Origin of the sequence: Lelliottia nimipressuralis (genome assembly GCF_004115925.1) — a bacterium.
Lineage (GTDB): Bacteria > Pseudomonadota > Gammaproteobacteria > Enterobacterales > Enterobacteriaceae > Enterobacter > Enterobacter nimipressuralis.
In genome coordinates, this window is sequence record NZ_SDDX01000030.1 from 50,150 (window position 1) to 71,728 (window position 21,579).

Annotated in this window: 21 protein-coding genes; 14 read left to right on the top strand and 7 right to left on the bottom strand. The window is 53.8% G+C overall.

Annotated features, from left to right (window positions below):
• Nucleotides 1-4: 4 nt before the first annotated feature.
• The 6 genes from rng to csrD all read right to left on the bottom strand — a co-directional run bounded on the left by rng (nucleotide 5) and on the right by csrD (nucleotide 6,899).
• Nucleotides 5-1,474 (bottom strand): ribonuclease G, encoded by a 1,470-nt coding sequence (gene rng / locus ETG88_RS20700; RefSeq protein ID WP_107702748.1) that lies wholly within the window; start codon nucleotides 1,472-1,474, stop codon nucleotides 5-7.
• Nucleotides 1,464-2,057, bottom strand: a complete 594-nt coding sequence (locus ETG88_RS20705; protein ID WP_102105518.1) for a Maf family protein — start codon at nucleotides 2,055-2,057, stop codon at nucleotides 1,464-1,466. The genes rng and ETG88_RS20705 overlap by 11 nt, the downstream gene beginning before the upstream one ends.
• 9 nt (nucleotides 2,058-2,066) lie before the next feature.
• On the bottom strand, nucleotides 2,067-2,555 hold the full coding sequence (mreD, locus tag ETG88_RS20710) for a rod shape-determining protein MreD (protein WP_095283628.1): 489 nt from the start codon (nucleotides 2,553-2,555) through the stop codon (nucleotides 2,067-2,069).
• Nucleotides 2,555-3,571 (bottom strand): rod shape-determining protein MreC, encoded by a 1,017-nt coding sequence (gene mreC / locus ETG88_RS20715; RefSeq protein WP_100778686.1) that lies wholly within the window; start codon nucleotides 3,569-3,571, stop codon nucleotides 2,555-2,557. The genes mreD and mreC overlap by 1 nt, the downstream gene beginning before the upstream one ends.
• Before the next feature lie 60 nt (nucleotides 3,572-3,631).
• On the bottom strand, nucleotides 3,632-4,675 hold the full coding sequence (mreB, locus tag ETG88_RS20720; protein ID WP_000913396.1) for a rod shape-determining protein MreB: 1,044 nt from the start codon (nucleotides 4,673-4,675) through the stop codon (nucleotides 3,632-3,634).
• A 283-nt stretch (nucleotides 4,676-4,958) separates the two neighbouring features.
• Entirely contained in the window at nucleotides 4,959-6,899 is a 1,941-nt protein-coding gene (csrD, locus tag ETG88_RS20725; RefSeq protein ID WP_102105519.1) for an RNase E specificity factor CsrD, read from the bottom strand.
• Nucleotides 6,900-7,093: 194 nt separating this feature from the next.
• Here csrD and acuI point away from each other — a divergent pair, with 194 nt between their 5' ends.
• The 13 genes from acuI to ETG88_RS20790 all read left to right on the top strand — a co-directional run bounded on the left by acuI (nucleotide 7,094) and on the right by ETG88_RS20790 (nucleotide 19,404).
• On the top strand, nucleotides 7,094-8,068 hold the full coding sequence (gene acuI / locus ETG88_RS20730) for an acrylyl-CoA reductase (NADPH) (protein WP_129036306.1): 975 nt from the start codon (nucleotides 7,094-7,096) through the stop codon (nucleotides 8,066-8,068).
• Between the two features lie 77 nt (nucleotides 8,069-8,145).
• Nucleotides 8,146-9,147 carry a protein-methionine-sulfoxide reductase catalytic subunit MsrP gene (gene msrP, locus ETG88_RS20735; RefSeq protein WP_100778683.1) on the top strand — a complete coding sequence of 334 codons (1,002 nt, stop codon included), beginning with the start codon at nucleotides 8,146-8,148 and terminating at the stop codon, nucleotides 9,145-9,147.
• Nucleotides 9,148-9,747 (top strand): protein-methionine-sulfoxide reductase heme-binding subunit MsrQ, encoded by a 600-nt coding sequence (msrQ, locus tag ETG88_RS20740; protein WP_129036307.1) that lies wholly within the window; start codon nucleotides 9,148-9,150, stop codon nucleotides 9,745-9,747. It abuts the gene before it with no gap.
• A 234-nt stretch (nucleotides 9,748-9,981) separates the two neighbouring features.
• Nucleotides 9,982-10,434 carry a type II 3-dehydroquinate dehydratase gene (gene aroQ / locus ETG88_RS20745; RefSeq protein ID WP_100778681.1) on the top strand — a complete coding sequence of 151 codons (453 nt, stop codon included), beginning with the start codon at nucleotides 9,982-9,984 and terminating at the stop codon, nucleotides 10,432-10,434.
• Between the two features lie 21 nt (nucleotides 10,435-10,455).
• Nucleotides 10,456-10,923, top strand: coding sequence for an acetyl-CoA carboxylase biotin carboxyl carrier protein (accB, locus tag ETG88_RS20750; RefSeq protein ID WP_100778680.1), 468 nt, complete (start codon nucleotides 10,456-10,458; stop codon nucleotides 10,921-10,923).
• Nucleotides 10,924-10,933: 10 nt separating this feature from the next.
• Nucleotides 10,934-12,283, top strand: a complete 1,350-nt coding sequence (accC, locus tag ETG88_RS20755) for an acetyl-CoA carboxylase biotin carboxylase subunit (protein WP_100778679.1) — start codon at nucleotides 10,934-10,936, stop codon at nucleotides 12,281-12,283.
• A gap of 109 nt (nucleotides 12,284-12,392) precedes the next feature.
• Entirely contained in the window at nucleotides 12,393-12,635 is a 243-nt protein-coding gene (locus ETG88_RS20760) for a YhdT family protein (protein ID WP_102105524.1), read from the top strand.
• Nucleotides 12,625-14,076: a sodium/pantothenate symporter gene (panF, locus tag ETG88_RS20765; protein WP_100778677.1), complete on the top strand. Its 1,452-nt coding sequence runs from the start codon at nucleotides 12,625-12,627 to the stop codon at nucleotides 14,074-14,076. Before ETG88_RS20760 ends, panF begins: the two co-directional genes overlap by 11 nt.
• Before the next feature lie 11 nt (nucleotides 14,077-14,087).
• Nucleotides 14,088-14,969, top strand: a complete 882-nt coding sequence (prmA, locus tag ETG88_RS20770; RefSeq protein WP_100778676.1) for a 50S ribosomal protein L11 methyltransferase — start codon at nucleotides 14,088-14,090, stop codon at nucleotides 14,967-14,969.
• A gap of 571 nt (nucleotides 14,970-15,540) precedes the next feature.
• The gene (gene dusB, locus ETG88_RS20775; protein WP_100778675.1) at nucleotides 15,541-16,506 is read left to right on the top strand and encodes a tRNA dihydrouridine synthase DusB; all 966 of its coding nucleotides are present in this window, start codon (nucleotides 15,541-15,543) and stop codon (nucleotides 16,504-16,506) included.
• Between the two features lie 25 nt (nucleotides 16,507-16,531).
• Nucleotides 16,532-16,828, top strand: coding sequence for a DNA-binding transcriptional regulator Fis (fis, locus tag ETG88_RS20780; RefSeq protein ID WP_000462905.1), 297 nt, complete (start codon nucleotides 16,532-16,534; stop codon nucleotides 16,826-16,828).
• Nucleotides 16,829-17,010: 182 nt separating this feature from the next.
• Nucleotides 17,011-17,175 (top strand): DUF2556 family protein, encoded by a 165-nt coding sequence (locus ETG88_RS20785; RefSeq protein WP_100778674.1) that lies wholly within the window; start codon nucleotides 17,011-17,013, stop codon nucleotides 17,173-17,175.
• Nucleotides 17,176-17,319: 144 nt separating this feature from the next.
• Nucleotides 17,320-19,404 (top strand): putative bifunctional diguanylate cyclase/phosphodiesterase, encoded by a 2,085-nt coding sequence (locus tag ETG88_RS20790; protein ID WP_129036308.1) that lies wholly within the window; start codon nucleotides 17,320-17,322, stop codon nucleotides 19,402-19,404.
• Here ETG88_RS20790 and envR read toward each other — a convergent pair.
• Nucleotides 19,399-20,046 carry an acrEF/envCD operon transcriptional regulator gene (gene envR / locus ETG88_RS20795; protein ID WP_100778672.1) on the bottom strand — a complete coding sequence of 216 codons (648 nt, stop codon included), beginning with the start codon at nucleotides 20,044-20,046 and terminating at the stop codon, nucleotides 19,399-19,401. The two genes, ETG88_RS20790 and envR, sit on opposite strands and share 6 nt — an antisense overlap.
• A gap of 389 nt (nucleotides 20,047-20,435) precedes the next feature.
• Here envR and ETG88_RS20800 point away from each other — a divergent pair, with 389 nt between their 5' ends.
• A complete protein-coding gene (locus ETG88_RS20800) occupies nucleotides 20,436-21,575 on the top strand; it encodes an efflux RND transporter periplasmic adaptor subunit (protein ID WP_129036309.1) in 1,140 nt (379 codons plus the stop codon).
• The last annotated feature ends 4 nt before the right edge of the window (nucleotides 21,576-21,579 follow it).

The following is a 21,579-nucleotide window of genomic DNA, read 5'->3' on the forward strand; positions in this document are numbered from 1 at the left end:
CCTCTTACATCATCACCACGTCAAACTGCTGCTGGTTATAGAGTGGTTCGATTTGTACTTTTACCTGTTTGCCGACAAAGATTTCCACTTCCGCCAGCGCGTGCGACTCTTCGCCTTTCAGTGCTTCTGCCACCGCAGGGGAAGCATAGACCAGAAAACGGTCGGAGTCGTAGGCGTGATGGACGCGGACAATTTCACGCATGATTTCGTAGCACACCGTCTCCACGGACTTTACCGTGCCGCGTCCGTGGCAGGTTGGGCATTCGTTGCACAGCACATGTTCAACGCTTTCGCGCGTGCGCTTGCGGGTCATCTCCACCAGGCCGAGCTGAGAGAAACCGTTGATACTGGTTTTCACCCGATCTTTGCTCAGCGCCTGCTCCAGAGAGTGCAGCACGCGGCGGCGGTGATCTTCATTATTCATATCGATAAAGTCGATGATGATAATGCCGCCAAGATTGCGCAGACGCAGCTGACGCGCGATGGCCTGCGTCGCTTCGATGTTGGTGTTGAAGATGGTGTCGTCGAGATTGCGGTGGCCGACAAATGCCCCCGTATTGATATCCACGGTGGTCATCGCTTCGGTCTGATCGATGATCAGATAGCCGCCGGATTTCAATTCCACTTTGCGCTCCAGCGCGCGCTGGATTTCGTTCTCGACGTCAAAGAGATCAAAGATCGGCTGGCGGCCGGTGTAATGCTCCAGCAGGCCAGGCATCTCTGGGATGTATTCGGCGGTGAATTCCAGCAGCGCGTCGTAGGTCAGACGCGAATCCACGCGGATTCGATCGAGCTGCGCATCAGCGAAATCGCGCAACACGCGCTGGGCCAGCGCCAGCTCGCCGTACAGTTGATAGCGGGTCTGGTTGCGTTTTTTACGCTCCATGACTTTGGTCCAGACGCGTTTCAGGTACGCCGCATCGGAGGCCAGGTCTTCTTCGCTGATCCCTTCTGCCGCGGTACGGATAATAAAACCGCCCTGCTCGTCGCAGTAAGCGCCGACCACCTTTTTCAGGCGTTCGCGCTCGCTTTCACTTTCGATACGCTGAGAAACGCCGACGTGTGAAGCGCCCGGCATAAAGACCAGGTAGCGAGAAGGTAAAGTGATGTCGGTCGTCAGACGGGCGCCTTTGGTACCGAGGGGATCTTTCACCACCTGGACCATCAAATCCTGCCCTTGGCGAACCAGCTCGGAGATGTCGCGAACGGTAAACTGCTTTTGCTCTTCACCCGCGACACATTCGGTGTGCGGCATGATATCCGAGGCGTGCAAGAACGCTGCTTTATCAAGGCCAATATCTACAAATGCCGCCTGCATACCCGGTAGTACACGACTGACACGACCTTTGTAGATATTGCCTACTATTCCGCGTCGCGCTTCGCGCTCAATATGAATTTCCTGAAGAATGCCGCCATCAATATAGGCCACTCGGGTTTCCGATGGCGTTACGTTTACCAACAATTCAGCCGTCATAATTATCCCTTCCCTCACGCAGTGAGTTAAAATTGCTCAGCAACTCATACGTTTCCACCAGCGGTAAGCCGACTACGGCGTGATAGCTGCCATTAATCTTCCTGACGAAACAGCCACCCAGCCCCTGAATACCGTATGCACCTGCTTTATCCATAGGTTCACCGCTGGCGATATAACCGGCGATCTCCTCATCGGTAAGCACTCTGAACGTGACATCCGTGACCACCAGACAATCCAGCACCTGCTGGCTGTCTGCCAGTGCAACCGCCGTCATCACCTGATGCGTTTGTCCGGATAATTTGCGCAGCATTTGCGCCGCATGTTCACCGTCACGCGGTTTCTCGAGCACTTCACCGTTGAGAATCACGATGGTATCTGCCCCCAGCACCGGCAAATCACGCGGGGTTTGCGCCACGCCAGCCAGGGCTTTTTCCCGGGCCAGACGAGACACATACTGCTGCGCGCTTTCGCCATCGCCCCGTTTTTCTTCAATACCGGTGACGATACGTTCAAAAGAGACACCCAGTTGAGTGAGTAACTCCTGACGACGCGGGGAACCAGAGGCAAGAAATAAAGACGTCATAGAAACCTTTTATTGCACGGCAAACTGCTGGCGAACTTTACGCATCAGCAGGAACAGCCACGGCCAGAGCACACCGTTTACTACACTACTCCAGAACACTTCCGGTCGGAAAGAGACGTTGATCACTAAAAACTCAGCCCAGAAAACAATGATATCCGCGGCGAGGGACAACAACATCACCACCAACGCCTGTTGCCAGAGCGCGAGGTTACGGAAAAGCTGGAATTTCAGTGCGACGAGGTACGCAATAATACTCATCGACAGGGCGCGCACGCCGAGCGTTGAGCCACTGATGAGATCCAGTATGGCACCCATCACAAAACCCGTGCCCACATTTACGCGGTGCGGCAGGGCGAGGGTCCAGTAGAGTAAAATGAGCAGCACCCAGTTTGGCCGGAAAACGAGAATGTCGTCCGGCCAGGGCATGACTTGCAGTAATAACGCGATGAAGAACGAGAGCCAGATTACCCAGCGTCCCTGGCTACGATAGCTCGCCACTACTGCCCTCCCGAGGAGATTTGTGGCGGCAGCGGTGCATCCGGAGGAGGCTGCGTTAATCCCGTCGCAGGTGCAGGCACTGGCGCAGGCGGCCCCATGGAGTCCGGCGCAGGCAGAACCTGCGGCATCATCTGCATTAAGCGTTCATTGGCCACGCGATGCACCTCTTCTGGCGTCATCGGGTTAATACCGTTACGATCGGCGCCCCACAGCAGCAGCAAATAGCGCAGACGCTGTAAGCCCGCAGTTGGACGAGCCTGAATCACCGTATACGCACGCTGCGTATCCAGTTTCACCGAGGAGACAACCGCCACCGGGTAACCTTCAGGGAAACGCCCGCCGAGACCGGAGGTGACCAGAACATCCCCCACACGAATGTCGGTGTTGGCTGGCAGATGCTCCAGCTGCAGATCGTCCGTACAGCCGTTACCGGCCGCAATAATACGGATATCATTACGCAGTACCTGAATCGGCAGCGCATGGGTGGCATCACAGATCAATAAAACGCGGCTGGTCAGCTTAGCAACAGCAACCACCTGGCCCACAACGCCTTTATCACTGATGACCGGCTGGCCTTCGTAAACACCGTTCACGCTGCCTTTATCGATGACCACCTGATCGCTGTACGGATCGTTAACGGTGGAGATCACCTGAGTCACCATTTTCTGCTCGTCCTGACGCAGCGGCGATCCCAGCAGCTCACGCAGACGGGCGTTTTCCTGGCGATACTGGCCCAGCATCAGCAGCTCGCTGTTTTTCAGCAGCAATTCCTGGCGCAATGCACGGTTTTCAAGCTCGAGTTGGTCGCGTGATGACAAGGTTTGAGAAACACTGTCGAGTAATTCACGGGGACCATTTGATACAAAGTAGAAAGGACTGACGGCGGTATCCATGTATGTTCGGATCTGGCTGAACATACCGAGGCGGCTATCGGCGATGATGACTCCAAGCGCTACCAGCACCCCCAGGATCAGGCGAAACTGCAGCGACGGGCCACGGCTAAAAATTGGCTTCATAGGCTATGCGTATTCTCGTGTCAGAGAGAAAGGGTAGCCTTCGCTACCCTCTCAAACCGACTACTCTTCGCTGAACAAGTCGCCGCCGTGCATGTCGATCATTTCCAGCGCCTTGCCGCCACCACGGGCTACGCAAGTCAGTGGATCTTCTGCAACTACGACAGGAATACCTGTCTCTTCCATTAACAGGCGGTCGAGGTTACGCAGCAGCGCGCCACCACCGGTCAGAACCATACCGCGCTCTGAGATGTCGGAAGCCAGTTCTGGTGGGCACTGTTCCAGCGCAACCATCACCGCGCTCACGATACCGGTCAGCGGCTCTTGCAGCGCTTCGAGGATTTCGTTGGAATTCAGGGTAAAGCCACGCGGAACGCCTTCAGCCAGGTTACGGCCACGAACTTCGATTTCGCGGACTTCGTCGCCAGGGTAAGCAGAACCGATCTCGTGCTTAATACGCTCTGCGGTGGCTTCACCGATCAGAGAGCCGTAGTTACGGCGCACATAATTAATGATGGCTTCATCAAAACGGTCACCGCCGATACGCACGGAAGAGGAGTAAACCACACCGTTCAGAGAGATGACGGCCACTTCAGTGGTACCACCACCGATATCCACCACCATGGAACCTGTTGCTTCAGAAACCGGCAGACCCGCACCAATTGCAGCAGCCATCGGCTCTTCGATCAGGAAGACTTCGCGCGCACCTGCGCCCTGAGCGGATTCACGGATCGCACGGCGTTCAACCTGAGTTGCACCGACTGGCACACAGACCAGCACGCGCGGACTTGGGCGCATGAAGCTGTTGCTGTGAACCTGCTTGATGAAGTGCTGAAGCATTTTTTCAGTCACGAAGAAGTCAGCGATAACGCCGTCTTTCATTGGGCGGATCGCGGCGATGTTGCCTGGGGTACGACCCAGCATCTGCTTCGCATCGTGTCCTACGGCTGCCACGCTTTTCGGGGAGCCGGCACGATCCTGACGAATGGCCACAACGGAAGGCTCATTCAATACGATGCCTTGTCCTTTTACATAAATCAGGGTATTCGCGGTACCCAGGTCAATGGACAGGTCATTGGAAAACATGCCACGAAATTTTTTCAACATACTAAGGGATAATCCTGAAAGCTGGGGCGGAAAAATTAAAATCCGCTTACTTTACCAACCACACGTAGCAGCGACAAGGCGCAAAAATCATCTGCTACGGTGAAAATTAGTGCAGCACGTTTCCTTATGTTACAAATTTATTTCCTGACTCCATCAGGGCTGAGTTAACAGCTGCGTCACTCGCTTTCATTTGTAACCCGTCCAGGTAAACGACTGGCGTTTTGCTCGTCATACTCAAAGCTACAGGCGCGATATTCTACGTGAAAACAAATTAAACGGCAGGTCAAACAGAGTATCTTTGCAAATATTTTTTCACATTGCTGTCAAGCGGCTGAGAGGTAGCAATAAAATCCCCCTGACCACCCGCGACACCGCGCTCCGTCAACATCTGCCATTCGCTGCGTGAACGTATGCCAGTGGCGAAGACTTGCGTTTGCGTTCCCTTGCACGCTTCCACCAGACTCTGAACCAGCAGCTGGTTTTCCGTGCGCTTTTCAATATTCCTGACCAGCCCCGGATGCAGCTTTAACAGCTCCACATCCAGCTCCTTGATCCAACTGGTACTGACCAGCGTTAAACCCGCCTGAGTCACTGCCACGCGAGCACCGAGTGCATTCATCAAACGGACGACCGGCTGTAAACGGCTGATATGTTGACAAACATCTGCCTCTGCAAGTTCAAAAATAATACGTTTCCGCTGCGATTTTTCACATTGCATCAGCACATCACGCAGCCAGCGCTGAAAACGCGGGCGAATCAGCGATTCTACCGTTACCTGTAATGCCAGATTTTCCTCCGGCCAGAAAGATAAAAATGGAATAAGGCGCGTAATTTGCTGCCGGTCGTACTCTTCCGACAGACCAAACTGCAGCACCATCGGCAAATATTCGGCGGAGACAACCTCTTCCGAGCCGTCGAAGATACGGCAAAGTAACTCGCGGTGATGCACCTGGCCGTTACGCAGCACTGCCGGTTTTTGATAAATTCGTGGCCCGCCGCGGCTCAGCATCTGTTCAATGAGCGTTCGCCAGCGCACGTTGCCGCGCCCTTTTTCCGGCAGAGAATCATCGTAAACCGCCCAGCCATTTGCCCCCTGCAGCACTGCGTTACGCGTGGCCGCTTCGGCATGCTCCATCACCTGTTGAGTTTGCTGGCCGCCGCGCCAGGCACAAATGCCGATATGTACCATGTCATCCCGGTCGAGCATTTTGGTTGGCGGCAGCGCATCGACCGCTTTCAGCAACTGACTGGCGATGCTTTCCGATTCTTTCAGCGTCCGGTGCGGCAGCAACACAGCAAAATCACTGCGGTGGTAGCGCGCCAGCAGCGCACCGGGATAGCGCATAATAAAGGTCGATAACAAATTGATGAGCGTAAAGAGATGCTCTTCCGCCACCGAGCGGCCCCAGGTATCGCGCAACAGGTCGAAATCGGGCAGCCGGATAACCATCACCACCCCGTGAGTACCCACCTTTTCGGTATCTTCCAGCAGCGTGGCCAGTTGATTATCAAAGAAAAGGCGGTTATTCAGTCCGGTTTTATTGTCCTGGGCGGCGTAGGACCGAATCAGCGTATCCATACGGCTGCGCTGATCGCTGGCGAACTGGATTTCTGAAAGCAACACATCCAGCGCACTGCTGGTCCGCGACGGCCATTCATAAACAGACCCGCGCACCTTAGCACCTCGTTCACCGTTTAAAATACGTACAGATCGCGATTCCAGGAGTTCCTGTCCGGAAAGCTGGCGTCGAAGCCAGCGCACCGCCAGAAAGATCAGCACCACAATAAAGCCCACCGCAACGGTGAGCGGCGCAGTGGTCATCAGTGAACGGAAATAGTTCGCCATCGGGTCCTGATAGACCAGCCTGATGGTCACCCCAGGGCTTTTCAGGGAGTGAATCGTCATCTCGCGGTATTGTGCCAGCGTCCCGGCCGGGCGATAGCTGCTCTGACGCGCATGGCTCAGGAGGACTTTGCTACCCTGTAGAATGTCGATGTGTACAATATCCACCGGCACCATCAGCTCATCCAGTTGCTGAGACAGCGCGGGCAACGTTGACGTGACCAGTCGCGAATCAATGACCGAAGCCACGGACTGCACGCGGTTGGTCAGTTTGTCCTGAATGGCGTTATAAAAGCTTAGCGAGCACCCCATCAGGGTGACGAAGATAGTCAGCCCCGTCAGCAGCGTAATAAAAGCTGAAAATTTCGTCGTTAATCGCATCCTTGAGATCACTCCGTTGGTTGATGGGGAGGCAGTTAAAGTGCAAGTAAGTGCTAACTTGCGTTTAGCAGGGGCATACTACCAAACCTGGTCTATCTGGCAATTTATTGCGTTAAATCGGCATAGCGTTTCAATGAGCGAGTATAGTCTTCAGAAATTATTTTCCAATCATCATGCTTAGTGAGGACATCTGTATGCAGGCTTTGATCTTAGAACAGCAAGACGGCAAAACTCTGGCGTCGGTTCAATCCGTTGAGGAAAACCGTCTCCCGGAGGGGAACGTGACTGTGGATATCGACTGGTCCAGCCTGAACTATAAGGATGCTCTTGCCATCACGGGCACCGGGAAAATTATCCGCAATTTTCCGATGATTCCGGGAATTGATTTCGCAGGTCACGTGCATTCCAGCGAAGATCCGCGCTTTCACCCAGGGCAGCAGGTGCTGTTGACCGGCTGGGGCGTGGGTGAAAACCACTGGGGCGGCCTCTCCACGCAGGCGCGCGTCAACGGTGACTGGCTGGTGCCGATGCCAAAAGGTCTCGATGGCCGCAAAGCGATGATCATCGGCACCGCCGGTTTCACTGCGATGCTATGCGTAATGGCGCTGGAAGAGGCTGGCGTTCGCCCGGACTCCGGTGAAGTGGTCGTGACCGGCGCCAGCGGTGGCGTGGGCAGTACCGCTGTGACGCTGCTGCACAAACTCGGATATCAGGTTGCTGCTGTTACCGGGCGCGAAAGCACACATGATTACCTGCGTTCACTGGGCGCAAACCGTATTCTGGGACGCGAAGAGTTCAGCGAAACCCGTCCACTGGAAAAACAGGTCTGGGCGGGTGCGGTGGATACCGTGGGCGATAAAGTGCTGGCGAAACTGCTGGCACAGATGAACTACGGCGGATGCGTGGCGGCCTGCGGTCTGGCGGGTGGTTTTGCGCTGCCAACAACCGTGATGCCATTTATTCTACGTAATGTGCGTCTGCAGGGCGTGGATTCCGTGATGACGCCGGCGGCGCGTCGCACGCAGGCATGGGAACGTCTGGTGCGTGATTTGCCGGAGTCCTTCTTCAGCCAAAGCGCCACCGAAATTACGCTGGATCAGGCGCCGGAGTATGCCGAAAAAATCATTAGCAACCATTTCCAGGGCCGGGCGCTGGTGAAAATTGCTTAATCTTCAAATTTTCGTGACATATTCGCGATAACCCGACTCCTCCGTCATGCTTAGAAAAATGCATGCCGGAGGATGCCATGAAAAACAGAAAACTGACGGAAGCCGATGTAACGGCCGAATCTGTCTTTATGCTACAGCGCCGCCAGATCCTGAAGATGCTTGGTATCAGCGCTACCGCCCTTACCCTTACCCCCAACGCCCATGCCGACCTGCTTGACTGGTTTAAGGGTAACGATCGTCCAAAAGCCCCCTCTGGCCAGCCGCTAACTTTTACCAAACCCGCACAGTGGCAGAATAAACTCGCGCTGACGCCGGAAGATAAAGTGACGGGCTATAACAATTTCTATGAGTTTGGCCTCGATAAAGCCGATCCCGCCGCCAATGCCGGGAGCATGAAAACCGATCCCTGGACCTTAAAAATTGAGGGCGAAGTCGCTAAGCCGCTCACTTTTGACCATCACGATCTCACGACCCGTTTCCCCCTTGAGGAGCGTATTTACCGGATGCGTTGCGTTGAGGCGTGGTCGATGGTGGTGCCGTGGATCGGTTTCCCGCTGCACAAACTGCTGGCCATGGCCGAACCCACCAGCGATGCCAAATATGTCGCTTTCCAGACGCTTTACTCGCCAGAGCAAATGCCAGGGCAGAAAGACCGCTTTATCGGTGGCGGGCTGGAGTATCCGTATGTCGAAGGGCTGCGCCTCGACGAGGCCATGCATCCGCTGACGCTGCTGACCGTCGGGGTATATGGCAAAGCGCTGCCGCCGCAAAACGGTGCCCCCATCCGTTTAACGGTGCCATGGAAATACGGCTTTAAAGGGATTAAATCGATTGTCAGCATTAAGCTCACCAAAGAGCGCCCGCCGACCACCTGGAACCTTGCCGCGCCGGGCGAATATGGCTTTTTCGCGAACGTAAACCCGCACGTTGATCATCCGCGCTGGTCTCAGGCGACCGAGCGCTTTATCGGCTCCGGCGGCGCGCTGGACGTGAAACGCCAGCCTACGCTGCTGTTCAATGGCTATGCCGACGAAGTGGCCTCACTCTATCGCGGGCTGAACTTGCGGGAGAATTTTTAAGTGCGCTTAACCGTAAAACAGATCACCTGGCTAAAAGTGCTGTTGCATCTGGCCGGTTTGCTTCCTTTTATATGGCTGTTCTGGGCCGCCAGTCAGGGCTATTTCAGCGCCGATCCGGCCAAAGATATTCAACACTTTACCGGTAGGATGGCTCTGAAATTTTTGCTGGCAACCTTGCTGGTTTCCCCACTGGCGCGCTACGCTAAACAGCCATTATTGATACGAACACGACGCCTTTTAGGGCTATGGTGTTTTGCCTGGGCGACGATCCATCTCACCAGCTACACGTTGCTGGAGCTGGGCATTAATAATCTGGCATTGTTAGGCAGCGAGCTGGTATCGCGTCCGTATCTGACGTTAGGGATTATCAGCTGGGTGATTTTACTGGCGCTGACGCTCACATCGACGCAGTACGCACAGCGAAAATTGGGCCGACGCTGGCAACTTTTGCATAACTTCGTCTATCTTGTGGCGATCCTGGCCCCGATACATTATCTGTGGTCGGTGAAGATTTTATCCCCTCAGCCTATTATCTACGCGCTGCTGGCTCTGGCGCTGCTGATATGGCGCTACAAGAAGTTCCGCCAGTGGTGGCGATAGTTCGCGAAACTGTGCGTATTCCCGCAGATTACTTATCAACCGCGCTTCTTTTATCAATTGCGGTTGATAATCTTCCCTGATAAGACCAGTATTTAGCTGCTAAATGCTACGAAATCGTTATAATGTGCGACCTTGGTTTTCCTGGAGGGGTTTTTCATCCCCTGAAAGGGTGACAATTGCGCATCGAAGGTATATTTTGTTTTTTACCCGAGAATCGCAGGAGATAGCGGCACAATGACTGGAAAGTTGCACATCTTAGTTTTGAACGGACCGAACCTGAACATGCTCGGTACCCGCGAACCCGAGAAGTACGGCACGCTGACATTAAGCGAAATTGTTAACCGTCTTGGGACGGAAGCAGCTGCGCTTAACGTGAGTCTTGACCATTTTCAGTCTAATGCGGAGTACGCACTCATCGACCGTATTCATCAGGCTAAAGACACTGTGGACTATATCCTGATTAATCCGGCCGCGTTTACGCACACCAGTGTTGCTATCCGCGACGCACTGCTTGCGGTAAGCATCCCGTTTATCGAGATCCACCTGAGCAATGTGCATGCCCGAGAGCCGTTCCGCCACCATTCGTATCTGTCGGATATCGCTGCTGGCGTTATCTGCGGACTGGGTGCTGACGGTTATTCATACGCTTTACAGACAGCGGTAAAACGCCTGTCACAATCACACTAAACAAGAGTACGGAACCCACTCATGGATATTCGTAAGATTAAAAAACTGATCGAGCTGGTTGAAGAATCAGGCATCTCCGAACTGGAAATTTCTGAAGGCGAAGAGTCTGTACGCATCAGCCGTGCAGCGCCAGCCGCTAGCTTCCCGGTCATGCAGCAGGCTTATGCTGCACCTGTGATGCAGCAGCAGCCTGCTCTGTCTAACGCAGTTGCCCCGGCAGCAGAAGCGCCGGCTGCAGCAGCCGCAGAAATCAGTGGTCACATCGTACGTTCCCCGATGGTTGGTACTTTCTACCGCACGCCAAGCCCGGACGCTAAAGCGTTCTGCGAAGTGGGTCAGAAAGTCAATGCAGGCGATACCCTGTGTATCGTTGAAGCCATGAAAATGATGAACCAGATCGAAGCTGACAAGTCAGGCGTTGTTAAAGCGATTCTGGTCGAAAGTGGTCAGCCGGTAGAATTTGACGAGCCGCTGGTCGTCATCGAGTAACGAGGCGAACATGCTGGATAAAATTGTCATCGCCAACCGTGGCGAGATTGCACTGCGTATCCTTCGTGCCTGTAAAGAACTGGGCATCAAGACCGTCGCTGTGCACTCAAGCGCGGATCGCGATTTAAAACACGTATTACTGGCGGATGAGACGGTCTGTATTGGCCCGGCTCCGTCCGTAAAAAGTTATCTGAATATCCCGGCAATCATCAGCGCCGCTGAAATCACCGGCGCGGTGGCAATCCATCCGGGTTATGGCTTCCTCTCTGAGAACGCCAACTTTGCTGAGCAGGTTGAGCGCTCTGGCTTTATCTTTATCGGCCCGAAAGCTGACACTATTCGCCTGATGGGCGACAAAGTGTCCGCAATCACCGCGATGAAGAAAGCAGGCGTTCCAACGGTACCAGGCTCCGACGGCCCTCTGGGCGACGATATGGATGCTAACCGCGCACATGCCAAACGCATTGGCTATCCGGTTATCATCAAAGCGTCCGGCGGCGGCGGCGGTCGTGGTATGCGCGTTGTACGCAGCGATGCAGACCTGGCACAATCCATCTCCATGACCAAAGCTGAAGCGAAAGCTGCGTTCAGCAATGACATGGTTTACATGGAAAAATACCTGGAAAACCCACGCCACATCGAAATTCAGGTGCTGGCTGACGGTCAGGGTAACGCAATCTATCTGGCAGAACGTGACTGCTCCATGCAGCGTCGTCACCAGAAAGTCGTCGAAGAAGCACCAGCACCGGGTATTACTCCGGAACTGCGTCGCTACATCGGTGAGCGTTGCGCCAAGGCGTGTGTCGATATCGGCTATCGCGGTGCAGGTACGTTCGAATTCCTGTTCGAAAACGGCGAGTTCTATTTCATCGAAATGAACACCCGTATTCAGGTTGAACACCCGGTTACCGAAATGATTACCGGCGTTGACCTGATCAAAGAGCAGCTGCGTATCGCTGCGGGTCAACCGCTGTCCATTAAGCAGGAAGAAGTCGTGGTGAAAGGCCATGCGGTCGAGTGCCGTATTAACGCCGAAGACCCGAACACCTTCCTGCCGAGCCCGGGTAAAATCACGCGTTTCCACGCGCCGGGTGGCTTTGGTGTGCGTTGGGAATCTCATATCTACGCGGGCTACACTGTACCGCCGTACTATGACTCAATGATCGGTAAACTGATCTGCTACGGCGAAAACCGTGACGTGGCGATTGCCCGCATGAAGAACGCTCTACAGGAGCTGATCATCGACGGCATCAAAACCAACGTTGATCTGCAGGTTCGTATCATGAACGACGAGAACTTCCAGAATGGTGGAACGAACATCCACTATCTGGAGAAAAAACTCGGCCTTCACGAAAAGTAAGACCGCATACGCGTTAAAAGGCCGGATATTCCGGCCTTTTTTATTTCTGGGGATCGCCTGTGTCCCATCATGTACAATCCCCGCTTTCTTCATCCACAAGGGACTTAAAATGGACAAGCGTTTTGTTCAAGCCCATAAAGAAGCGCGCTGGGCGCTGTGGCTGACCCTTCTCTATCTCGCTGCTTGGTTAGTAACTGCTTACTTACCTGGTTCGGCTCCCGGAATTACCGGCCTGCCGCACTGGTTTGAAATGGCCTGTCTGCTGTTGCCTCTGGTATTTACGCTGCTGTGCTGGCTGATGGTGCGTTTTATCTTCCGCGATATCTCTCTGGAGGATAGCGATGCAAACTGAAATCATCGCCGTTCTGGTTATCTATCTTTTTATTGTGTTTGGCCTCTCCGCTTACGCCATGCGCAAGCGCAGCACCGGTTCGTTCCTCAGTGAATATTTCCTGGGAAGCCGCTCGATGGGCGGTTTTGTCCTGGCGATGACGCTGACCGCCACCTATGTCAGTGCCAGCTCATTTATCGGCGGGCCAGGTGCGGCGTACAAATATGGTCTCGGCTGGGTGCTACTGGCGATGATTCAGGTGCCGACGATCTGGCTGTCGCTCGGGATTCTGGGCAAGAAATTCGCCATTCTCGCCCGACGCTATAACGCCATTACCCTCAATGACATGCTCCAGGCGCGGTATCAGAACCGGGCGGTAGTCTGGATCGCCAGCGTCAGTTTGCTGGTCGCTTTCGTCGGTGCGATTGCCGTGCAGTTTATTGGCGGCGCGCGGTTGCTGGAAACGGCGGCGGGAATCAAATATGAAAATGGCCTGTTGATTTTCGGGATTACCATCGCGCTCTACACTGCGTTTGGCGGCTTCCGTGCCAGCGTGCTGAATGACACCATGCAGGGCATGGTGATGCTGATTGGCACCCTGGTGCTGCTGGTTGGTGTGATCTATGCGGCGGGCGGTTTGCACAATGCCGTTGAAACCCTGGAGCAGATTGACCCTAAACTGGTCAGCCCGCACGGGGCCGACGATATTCTGACCCCGGCGTTTATGACCTCGTTCTGGGTACTGGTCTGCTTTGGCGTCATCGGCCTGCCCCACACGGCGGTGCGTTGTATCTCCTATAAAGACAGCAAAGCGGTGCATCGCGGGATTATAATCGGCACAATCGTGGTGTCGCTGTTAATGCTGGGAATGCATCTGGCGGGGGCTTTAGGCCGCGCCATTCTTCCGCATCTGACCGTGCCGGATCAGGTCATTCCGACATTAATGGTGCAGGTCTTGCCGCCATGGGCCGCCGGGCTGTTCCTTGCCGCGCCGATGGCAGCGATCATGTCGAACGTCAATGCGCACCTGCTGCAGGCCTCGGCAACAATCATTAAAGATCTGTGGCTCAGCGCGACGCCGACTAAAATGCGTAATGAGCATCGCCTGAAGCGCATTTCGACCTGGACCACGCTGGTACTCGGCATTCTGATGATGCTGGCCGCCTGGCGTCCACCGGAGATGATCATCTGGCTGAACCTGCTGGCATTCGGCGGGCTGGAAGCGGTGTTCCTGTGGCCGCTGGTGCTGGGTTTGTACTGGGAGCGCGCGAATGCTGCGGGCGCGCTGAGCGGGATGATTGTCGGTGGCGTACTCTACGCGGTACTCGCCACCTTTAAGATTCAGTACCTGGGCTTCCATCCGATTGTGCCTTCGTTACTGTTAAGTTTGCTGGCGTTTGTGGTGGGGAACCGTTTTGGTCAGCCCGTCCCACAGGCCGCCGTCATTTCTACTGATAAATAAAGAGTTTTGCCATGCCGTGGATCCAACTAAAACTGAACACAACCGGTGCCAATGCCGAAGAACTGAGTGACGCGTTAATGGAAGCGGGTTCAGTTTCCATTACTTTCCAGGACACGCATGACACGCCGGTGTTTGAGCCGCTGCCAGGCGAAACCCGTCTGTGGGGCGATACCGATGTCATTGGTCTGTTCGATGCCGAAACCGACATGAAAGAGGTCGTGGCGATCCTGGAAAATCACCCGCTGCTGGGCGTCGGGTTTGTGCATAAAATCGAGCAGCTGGAAGATAAAGACTGGGAGCGCGAGTGGATGGATAACTTCCACCCGATGCAGTTCGGTAAACGTCTGTGGATCTGCCCTAGCTGGCGCGATGTGCCTGACGCGAACGCCGTGAACGTAATGCTCGATCCGGGCCTGGCGTTTGGTACCGGCACCCACCCGACCACCTCCCTGTGCCTGCAATGGCTTGATGGGCTGGATCTGGAGGGCAAAACCGTGATCGACTTCGGTTGTGGCTCCGGGATCCTGGCGATTGCGGCGCTGAAACTGGGCGCGGCCAAAGCTATCGGGATCGACATCGATCCGCAGGCGATCCAGGCCAGCCGCGATAACGCGCAGCGCAATGGTGTTTCCGATCGTCTGGAGCTGTATCTGCCGGATAGCCAGCCAGAGGTCATGAAAGCCGATGTGGTGGTCGCGAACATCCTGGCAGGCCCGTTACGTGAACTGGCACCGTTAATCAGCGTGCTGCCCGTTGAGGGCGGTCTGCTGGGTCTGTCCGGTATTCTGGCAAGCCAGGCTGAAAGCGTGTGCGAAGCTTATGCCGATCTCTTTACTCTTGATCCTGTCGTCGAGAAAGAAGAGTGGTGTCGCATCACTGGCAGCAAAAAGTAATTCAGCCTTTCCGGCGTGGGTCTCTTCCCACGCCGTTTCTGCGCTCTCCCCCCAGCATTACAGTGGTTAGCCGGTGACATGTCAGCGGTGAAATGGGACACCGACTCTTACCTGCATAAACTTTTGGCGAAGAACCACACCTACTGGCGTTTTACGCGACCTGGCTGAAGTTCGTCCATACAAGCATCACTAAAATACCCCTCCGGTACAGTCGCTCAACGGTCGCATTGCGGTTAAATTATGTTCTGCAGGTAAACTGCGATCATGTTCTAAAATGAGACGCAGATCGCAAAGAAGGCCGATAATCTGCTGCTTAAAACAGCAGATTATCCCGATTAAGTGATTCATTTATTCAGAAATGATGAGAAGTTACGGGAAATTGTAAGCGCCCATAAAATAACCGTAACGGCATAACGTAATGATTTAAATGATTAATAATTCCCTTCAACCCTGCTGAGCAGCAATTCCTTGATCTGTAACAGCGGATTGTTCAAAGTTTGGCCTTTCATCTCGTGCAAAAAATGCGTAATATACGCCGCCTTGCAGTCACAGTATGGTCATTTCTTAACTCATGCGCATCGGACACTACCAGCTTAGAAATCGCCTGATCGCAGCCCCTATGGCAGGTATTACTGACCGGCCTTTCAGGACGCTGTGCTACGAGATGGGAGCAGGATTAACCGTTTCCGAGATGATGTCGTCTAACCCGCAGGTTTGGGAAAGCGACAAGTCCCGTCTTCGGATGGTGCATATTGACGAGCCAGGTATTCGAACCGTGCAAATTGCCGGAAGCGATCCTGAAGAAATGGCGGAAGCCGCGCGTATTAACGTTGAAAGTGGCGCCCAAATTATTGATATCAATATGGGTTGCCCGGCAAAGAAGGTGAATCGCAAGCTGGCAGGTTCAGCTCTTCTGCAATACCCCGATCAGGTGAAGTCGATCTTGTTGGGGGTGGTTAACGCAGTGGACGTTCCCGTTACGCTGAAAATTCGCACTGGTTGGGCGCCGGAACACCGTAACTGTGTAGAAATTGCCCAACTGGCCGAAGACTGTGGTATCCAGGCCCTGACCATTCATGGACGCACTCGCGCCTGTTTGTTCAACGGCAATGCGGAATATGACAGCATTCGGGCAGTTAAGCAGAAAGTTTCCATTCCGATTATCGCGAATGGCGACATAACTGACCCGCTTAAAGCCAGGGCTGTGCTCGACTATACAGGGGCAGATGCTCTGATGATAGGACGTGCGGCTCAGGGAAGACCCTGGATCTTTCGGGAAATCCAGCATTATCTGGACACTGGAGAGTTGCTTGCTCCCCTGCCTCTGGCAGAGATTAAGCGCTTGCTTTGTTCGCATATTCGGGAACTGCATGACTTTTACGGTCAGGCAAAAGGGTACCGAATTGCGCGTAAACACGTATCCTGGTATCTCCAGGAGCACGCTCCAAATGACCAGTTTCGGCGCACATTCAACGCCATAGAGGATGCCAGCGTACAGCTGGAGGCGTTGGAGGCATACTTCGAAAATTTTGCGTAAACAGAAATAAAGAGCTGACAGAACTATGTTCGAACAACGCGTAAATTCTGACGTACTGACCGTTTCTACCGTTAACTCTCAGGATCAGGTAACTCAAAAACCCCTCCGTGACTCGGTAAAACAGGCACTGAAGAACTATTTTGCTCAACTGAATGGTCAAGATGTTAATGATCTGTATGAGCTGGTATTGGCTGAAGTTGAACAGCCACTGTTGGACATGGTGATGCAATACACCCGCGGTAACCAAACCCGCGCAGCCCTGATGATGGGTATCAACCGTGGTACTCTTCGTAAGAAGCTGAAAAAGTACGGCATGAACTAATTTCGATTAGCTAAATGCTTGTTTAAAAAGGCGCTACTCGGCATGGGGATGCGCCTTTTTTATTGCCGCAATTTGAACCGTCAAGGCTTTGTAAACCTTGCGTGACCCCGCTTTTAAACGCCCGCTTTTCGTGTATATTTCCCCCACCTCACTGGACCTCTTCCTGAACACGGAACGACACAATGATTCGTAAATACTGGTGGCTGGTTGTCTTTGCTGTCACGGTTTTCCTCTTTGATACACTGCTTATCCAGTGGATCGAATTGCTGAGCACCGAAACCGACAAGTGTCGCAATATGAATTCGGTGAATCCGCTTAAACTGGTGAACTGCTCAGAGCTGGAATAAGCTGCGAATATCATTAAAAAGCACCTTAACACCCATTAAAAACGGGGATTTAAATCCCTTTTCGTCATTCCGTTCCGGTGATAATGTCACTGCCCTTTCAGGCGCTTTCGCATAACCTCTCACTGAGAATGAGTTAAACCCACCATGCTGGTTAGCCAATACAACCAAATCCTCGTTGTCGTCTCCTTCGTTGTTGCCATCCTTGCTGCCTATACCGCGCTCAACATGGCCGCGCGCGTTGCGGGCAGCCAGGGTATCGCTGCACGCGTGTGGCTGGCGGGCGGCGGCGTGGCGATGGGAATCGGCGTGTGGGCGATGCATTTCATTGGCATGCTGGCGATGGATCTCTCCATGCGCATGAGCTATAGCCCGACGCTAACGGTGCTCTCAATGCTCATTGCTATCGGCTCGTCGATGTTTGCACTGTGGCTGGTCAGCGGCGAGCAGTTGCGGTTACGCCGTCTGCTGCCGGGCGCTTTAGTGATGGGCACTGGCATCGTCGCAATGCACTATACCGGTATGGCCGCTCTGGAAGTGACCCCGGGCATTATGTGGGACATGACCTGGATTGCGATCTCAGTAGTGATTGCGCTTGTGGCCTCACTTGCGGCGCTGTGGCTGACCTTCCAGCTGCGCCATGAAGCCGCGCAGGTCGCGCTGATGCGCCTGGGCGCAGCGATAACGATGGGCATCGCCATCGCAGGTATGCACTACGCGGGGATGAAAGCGGCACAATTCCCGCTCTCCACTGAGATGCATCACCACGGAATAAACGGCAGCTGGCTGGCCGTGCTGGTCAGCGTAGTTGCGCTCTCTATCCTTGGGATCACGTTGCTGGTGTCCATGCTCGATGCTCGCCTGCAGGCCCGAACCGCTCTGCTGGCCTCATCCCTGGCTGAAGCCAATCGTGAGCTGGCCCAACTGGCGCTTCACGATACGCTGACCCGTTTACCGAATCGCGTTTTGCTGGAAGACCGTCTCGATCAGGCAATCAGCAAGGCCGACCGCGAAGGGACCCACTTCGCACTGATGTTTATGGACCTGGATGGCTTTAAAGCGGTGAACGATGCCTATGGCCATGATACGGGCGATAAATTATTAGTCGCAGTCACCGAGCGGCTGCTGCTACCGCTTAAAGGCCAGTTCACCCTCGCCCGCATCGGCGGCGACGAGTTTGTTTTGCTCGCGGAAGTCGGTGGCCCCGATGATGCCGCTTCGCTTGCCAGTGCGCTGGTTCGCGCCATTGACAGCCCTTTCAATGTCGAACTTTACGAGCTGGTGGTGACCGTCAGTATCGGTATTGCGCTTTATCCTCACGACGGAAAATCCGATCGTGAGCTGATGTTCAACGCTGACGCGGCGATGTATCACACCAAACATATGGGCCGTAACGGTTATCACTTTTTCCAGCCGTCGATGAACACACTGGCGCAGACGCATTTACAGCTGATGAACGATCTGTGGCTGGCGATCGATCGTGACGAGCTGCGCCTGCACTATCAGCCGAAATTCCACGCGCCGGCCGGGCCGATTCTGGGCTTTGAGGCCCTCCTGCGCTGGGAGCATCCGAAACAGGGGCTGCTGAGTCCCGACATGTTTCTGCCACTGGCCGAAAAGACCGGGCTTATCATCCCGATAGGTAACTGGGTGATCAACGAAGCCTGCCGTCAGTTGCGCGAGTGGCACCTTCAGGGGCATAAGGCGTGGTCGATGGCAGTCAATCTGTCTACACTTCAGTTCGAACAACCCACGCTGGTTAAAACCGTGCTCGACTGCCTGGCGCAGCACCATTTGCCGCCAGAATCACTGATTCTGGAAGTGACAGAAACCACCGCAATGCACAATCCGCAAGAGAGCGTCAGGATCTTAACGGAACTGACGAATGCAGGCGTGAAGGCCTCTATCGATGATTTTGGTACCGGCTATTCGAGCCTGCTCTATCTGAAGCAGCTTCCCGCCTGCGAGCTGAAAATCGATCGTGCGTTTGTGAAAGATCTCAGCGGGAAAAGCGATGATGCCACTATCGTCTCCGCCATTGTCGCGCTGGCGAAAACGCTGAATCTGAAAGTGGTCGCTGAAGGCGTGGAAACGGAAGCCCAGCAGCAATTCCTCACCGAGCTTGGCTGTAATACGCTTCAGGGATATCTGTTAGGCAAACCTGTGACGGCGCAGACCGTTGAGGAGCTGTGCAACAACCCCGATGAATTCAAAAACCACCTGCCTTCATGAGGCAACAGAATAATTTTCCGGTAACGTGCGAGTCATATTGAGCGTCGCCAGAATATTATCCACCAGCGCCGGAGCTTGCTGGTAAAGATTGAAATTCTCACTGTTCATTAACCAGTTTTTAATTAATCCGCTAAAAAAACCATGAAAAACAATCAATGTCATATCGATATTTATAAGTGGAGAGATGATGCCATTCGCCATCCCTTTCTCCAGCAGCACGCGGACGTTTTCATAATTAAAACCAATTCGCTGACGAATTTCGCACTCTGATGTCATTTCATTATTAAATTCACATTTGTGATACAGAATTTGTAAGAGTGCACGCTGTCGGGGGCTTCGAGAAATATATTGCAACGCCGCGACAAACTTTTCGCGTAGAACACATAAAGGGTCGTCATTCCCTGACAAGGAAAGTTGCTCATGAATTAAATCGCATAAAGGTATCTGTTGTTCCCAGATCGCATTGAAGATTTCCGCTTTGCTGGAGAAGTGCCAGTACACCGCACCACGGGTTACGCCTGCGGCATCTGCGATATCAGTCAGCGTAGTGCTCGCCACACCGCGCGTCGAAAACTGGGTAATGGCGGCTTCGATCAGCTGCTGTCTCGTTTTCTGTGCATCTTCTTTCGTTTTACGCGCCATCGCCTCTTACCCATTACCTGAACAGTTTGCCACGTAACCAGAAATACCTCGTCGCGGAAGTATTCCCTAACGGGGGATTTTATTCTGATCAAAAAAAGTCAATTGCGTTAATCAATAATTACAACGAATGATTTAAGATCATTAAATTCATAAACTATATAAGTAACGCTGGATGATATTTAAATCTGAGTGCTTCGCACCATTACTATATCGTTGATTCGCCACGCCAGACTCTGGTTTTTATCTGAATAATCTGTTCGCCGCACTTATAAATTAAAAAGCATCAACGTACCTCATTATGATGTGCGCTGGATTTCTGACTCTTTGCCCCGCGATCCTTTTCACAACCTCACGGCAAATATCAGTTTATTGTTTTTAAAGGAACAGTAATGAAGAAACACTTCAGGCTTTTACCCTTATCCGGTTTTATTGTCTGCTCCGCACTGCTTGCTGGCTGTGATGGTTCTGATAATGCGCAGCAAGGCGCGCAGGTGCCCCAGGTCACTGTCTTTGTCGTGAAAAGCGCGCCACTGTCAGTCACCACGGAGCTGCCAGGCCGCACGGATGCGTTTCGCGTCGCTGAAGTCCGCCCGCAGGTGAGCGGTATTATTCTGCGCCGTAACTTTGTCGAAGGCAGCGATGTGAAAGCGGGTGATTCCCTGTATCAGATCGATCCGGCGTCCTATCAGGCCGCCTATGACAGTGCGAAAGGCGAGCTGGTGAAAGCTGAAGCGGCGGCAAACATTGCCCATTTGACCGTGAAACGTTATGTCCCTCTGGTGGGCACACAATATGTCAGCCGACAAGAGTATGACCAGGCAGTCGCCAACGCCAGACAGGCCGATGCCAGCGTAACGGCTGCGCAAGCGGGCGTCGAAACTGCACGTATCAATCTCGCCTATACCAAAGTGTCATCCCCTATTAATGGACGAATTGGGAAATCCAGCGTCACCGAAGGCGCTCTGGTGACAAACGGCCAGGCTTCCGCACTGGCGACCGTGCAGCAACTCGATCCGATCTATGTGGATGTCAACCAGTCGAGCAATGACTTTATGCAGCTGAAGCAGTCCAGCCTGCAAAAAGGCGACGGCACCAGTAGCGTGCAGCTGTTGATGGAAAACGGTCAGCCTTACGCGGAGAAAGGTACGCTGCAGTTCTCTGATGTCACGGTGGACGAAAGCACCGGCTCTATTACCCTGCGTGCGGTTTTCCCGAATCCTAAACATATGCTGCTACCTGGCATGTTTGTGCGAGCCCGCATTGATGAAGGCGTCCAGCCGAATGCTATTCTCGTTCCACAGCAGGGTGTCACGCGTACTCCCCGTGGCGATGCAACCGTACTGGTCGTGAACGCCAAAGAACAGGTTGAAACGCGTAGCGTGGTGGCACCTCAGGCCATTGGCGATCGTTGGCTAATCACGAACGGGTTGAAGGAGGGCGATCGCGTCATCATCAGCGGCCTGCAAAAAGTGCATCCTGGGGCCACGGTAGTTGCCACGCCAGATTCCGCCGCGACGAAAGCCAGTTAAGGGA

Coding starts and splice junctions, on each gene's coding strand:
- mreC (WP_100778686.1), bottom strand. CDS start 3,571: ATGAAGCCAATTTTTAGCCGTGGCCCGTCGCTGCAGTTTCGCCTGATC.
- fis (WP_000462905.1), top strand. CDS start 16,532: ATGTTCGAACAACGCGTAAATTCTGACGTACTGACCGTTTCTACCGTT.
- rng (WP_107702748.1), bottom strand. CDS start 1,474: ATGACGGCTGAATTGTTGGTAAACGTAACGCCATCGGAAACCCGAGTG.
- mreB (WP_000913396.1), bottom strand. CDS start 4,675: ATGTTGAAAAAATTTCGTGGCATGTTTTCCAATGACCTGTCCATTGAC.
- ETG88_RS20785 (WP_100778674.1), top strand. CDS start 17,011: ATGATTCGTAAATACTGGTGGCTGGTTGTCTTTGCTGTCACGGTTTTC.
- accB (WP_100778680.1), top strand. CDS start 10,456: ATGGATATTCGTAAGATTAAAAAACTGATCGAGCTGGTTGAAGAATCA.
- ETG88_RS20705 (WP_102105518.1), bottom strand. CDS start 2,057: ATGACGTCTTTATTTCTTGCCTCTGGTTCCCCGCGTCGTCAGGAGTTA.
- aroQ (WP_100778681.1), top strand. CDS start 9,982: ATGACTGGAAAGTTGCACATCTTAGTTTTGAACGGACCGAACCTGAAC.
- envR (WP_100778672.1), bottom strand. CDS start 20,046: ATGGCGCGTAAAACGAAAGAAGATGCACAGAAAACGAGACAGCAGCTG.
- prmA (WP_100778676.1), top strand. CDS start 14,088: ATGCCGTGGATCCAACTAAAACTGAACACAACCGGTGCCAATGCCGAA.
- ETG88_RS20800 (WP_129036309.1), top strand. CDS start 20,436: ATGAAGAAACACTTCAGGCTTTTACCCTTATCCGGTTTTATTGTCTGC.
- ETG88_RS20790 (WP_129036308.1), top strand. CDS start 17,320: ATGCTGGTTAGCCAATACAACCAAATCCTCGTTGTCGTCTCCTTCGTT.
- csrD (WP_102105519.1), bottom strand. CDS start 6,899: ATGCGATTAACGACGAAATTTTCAGCTTTTATTACGCTGCTGACGGGG.
- panF (WP_100778677.1), top strand. CDS start 12,625: ATGCAAACTGAAATCATCGCCGTTCTGGTTATCTATCTTTTTATTGTG.
- acuI (WP_129036306.1), top strand. CDS start 7,094: ATGCAGGCTTTGATCTTAGAACAGCAAGACGGCAAAACTCTGGCGTCG.
- dusB (WP_100778675.1), top strand. CDS start 15,541: ATGCGCATCGGACACTACCAGCTTAGAAATCGCCTGATCGCAGCCCCT.
- accC (WP_100778679.1), top strand. CDS start 10,934: ATGCTGGATAAAATTGTCATCGCCAACCGTGGCGAGATTGCACTGCGT.
- msrP (WP_100778683.1), top strand. CDS start 8,146: ATGAAAAACAGAAAACTGACGGAAGCCGATGTAACGGCCGAATCTGTC.
- ETG88_RS20760 (WP_102105524.1), top strand. CDS start 12,393: ATGGACAAGCGTTTTGTTCAAGCCCATAAAGAAGCGCGCTGGGCGCTG.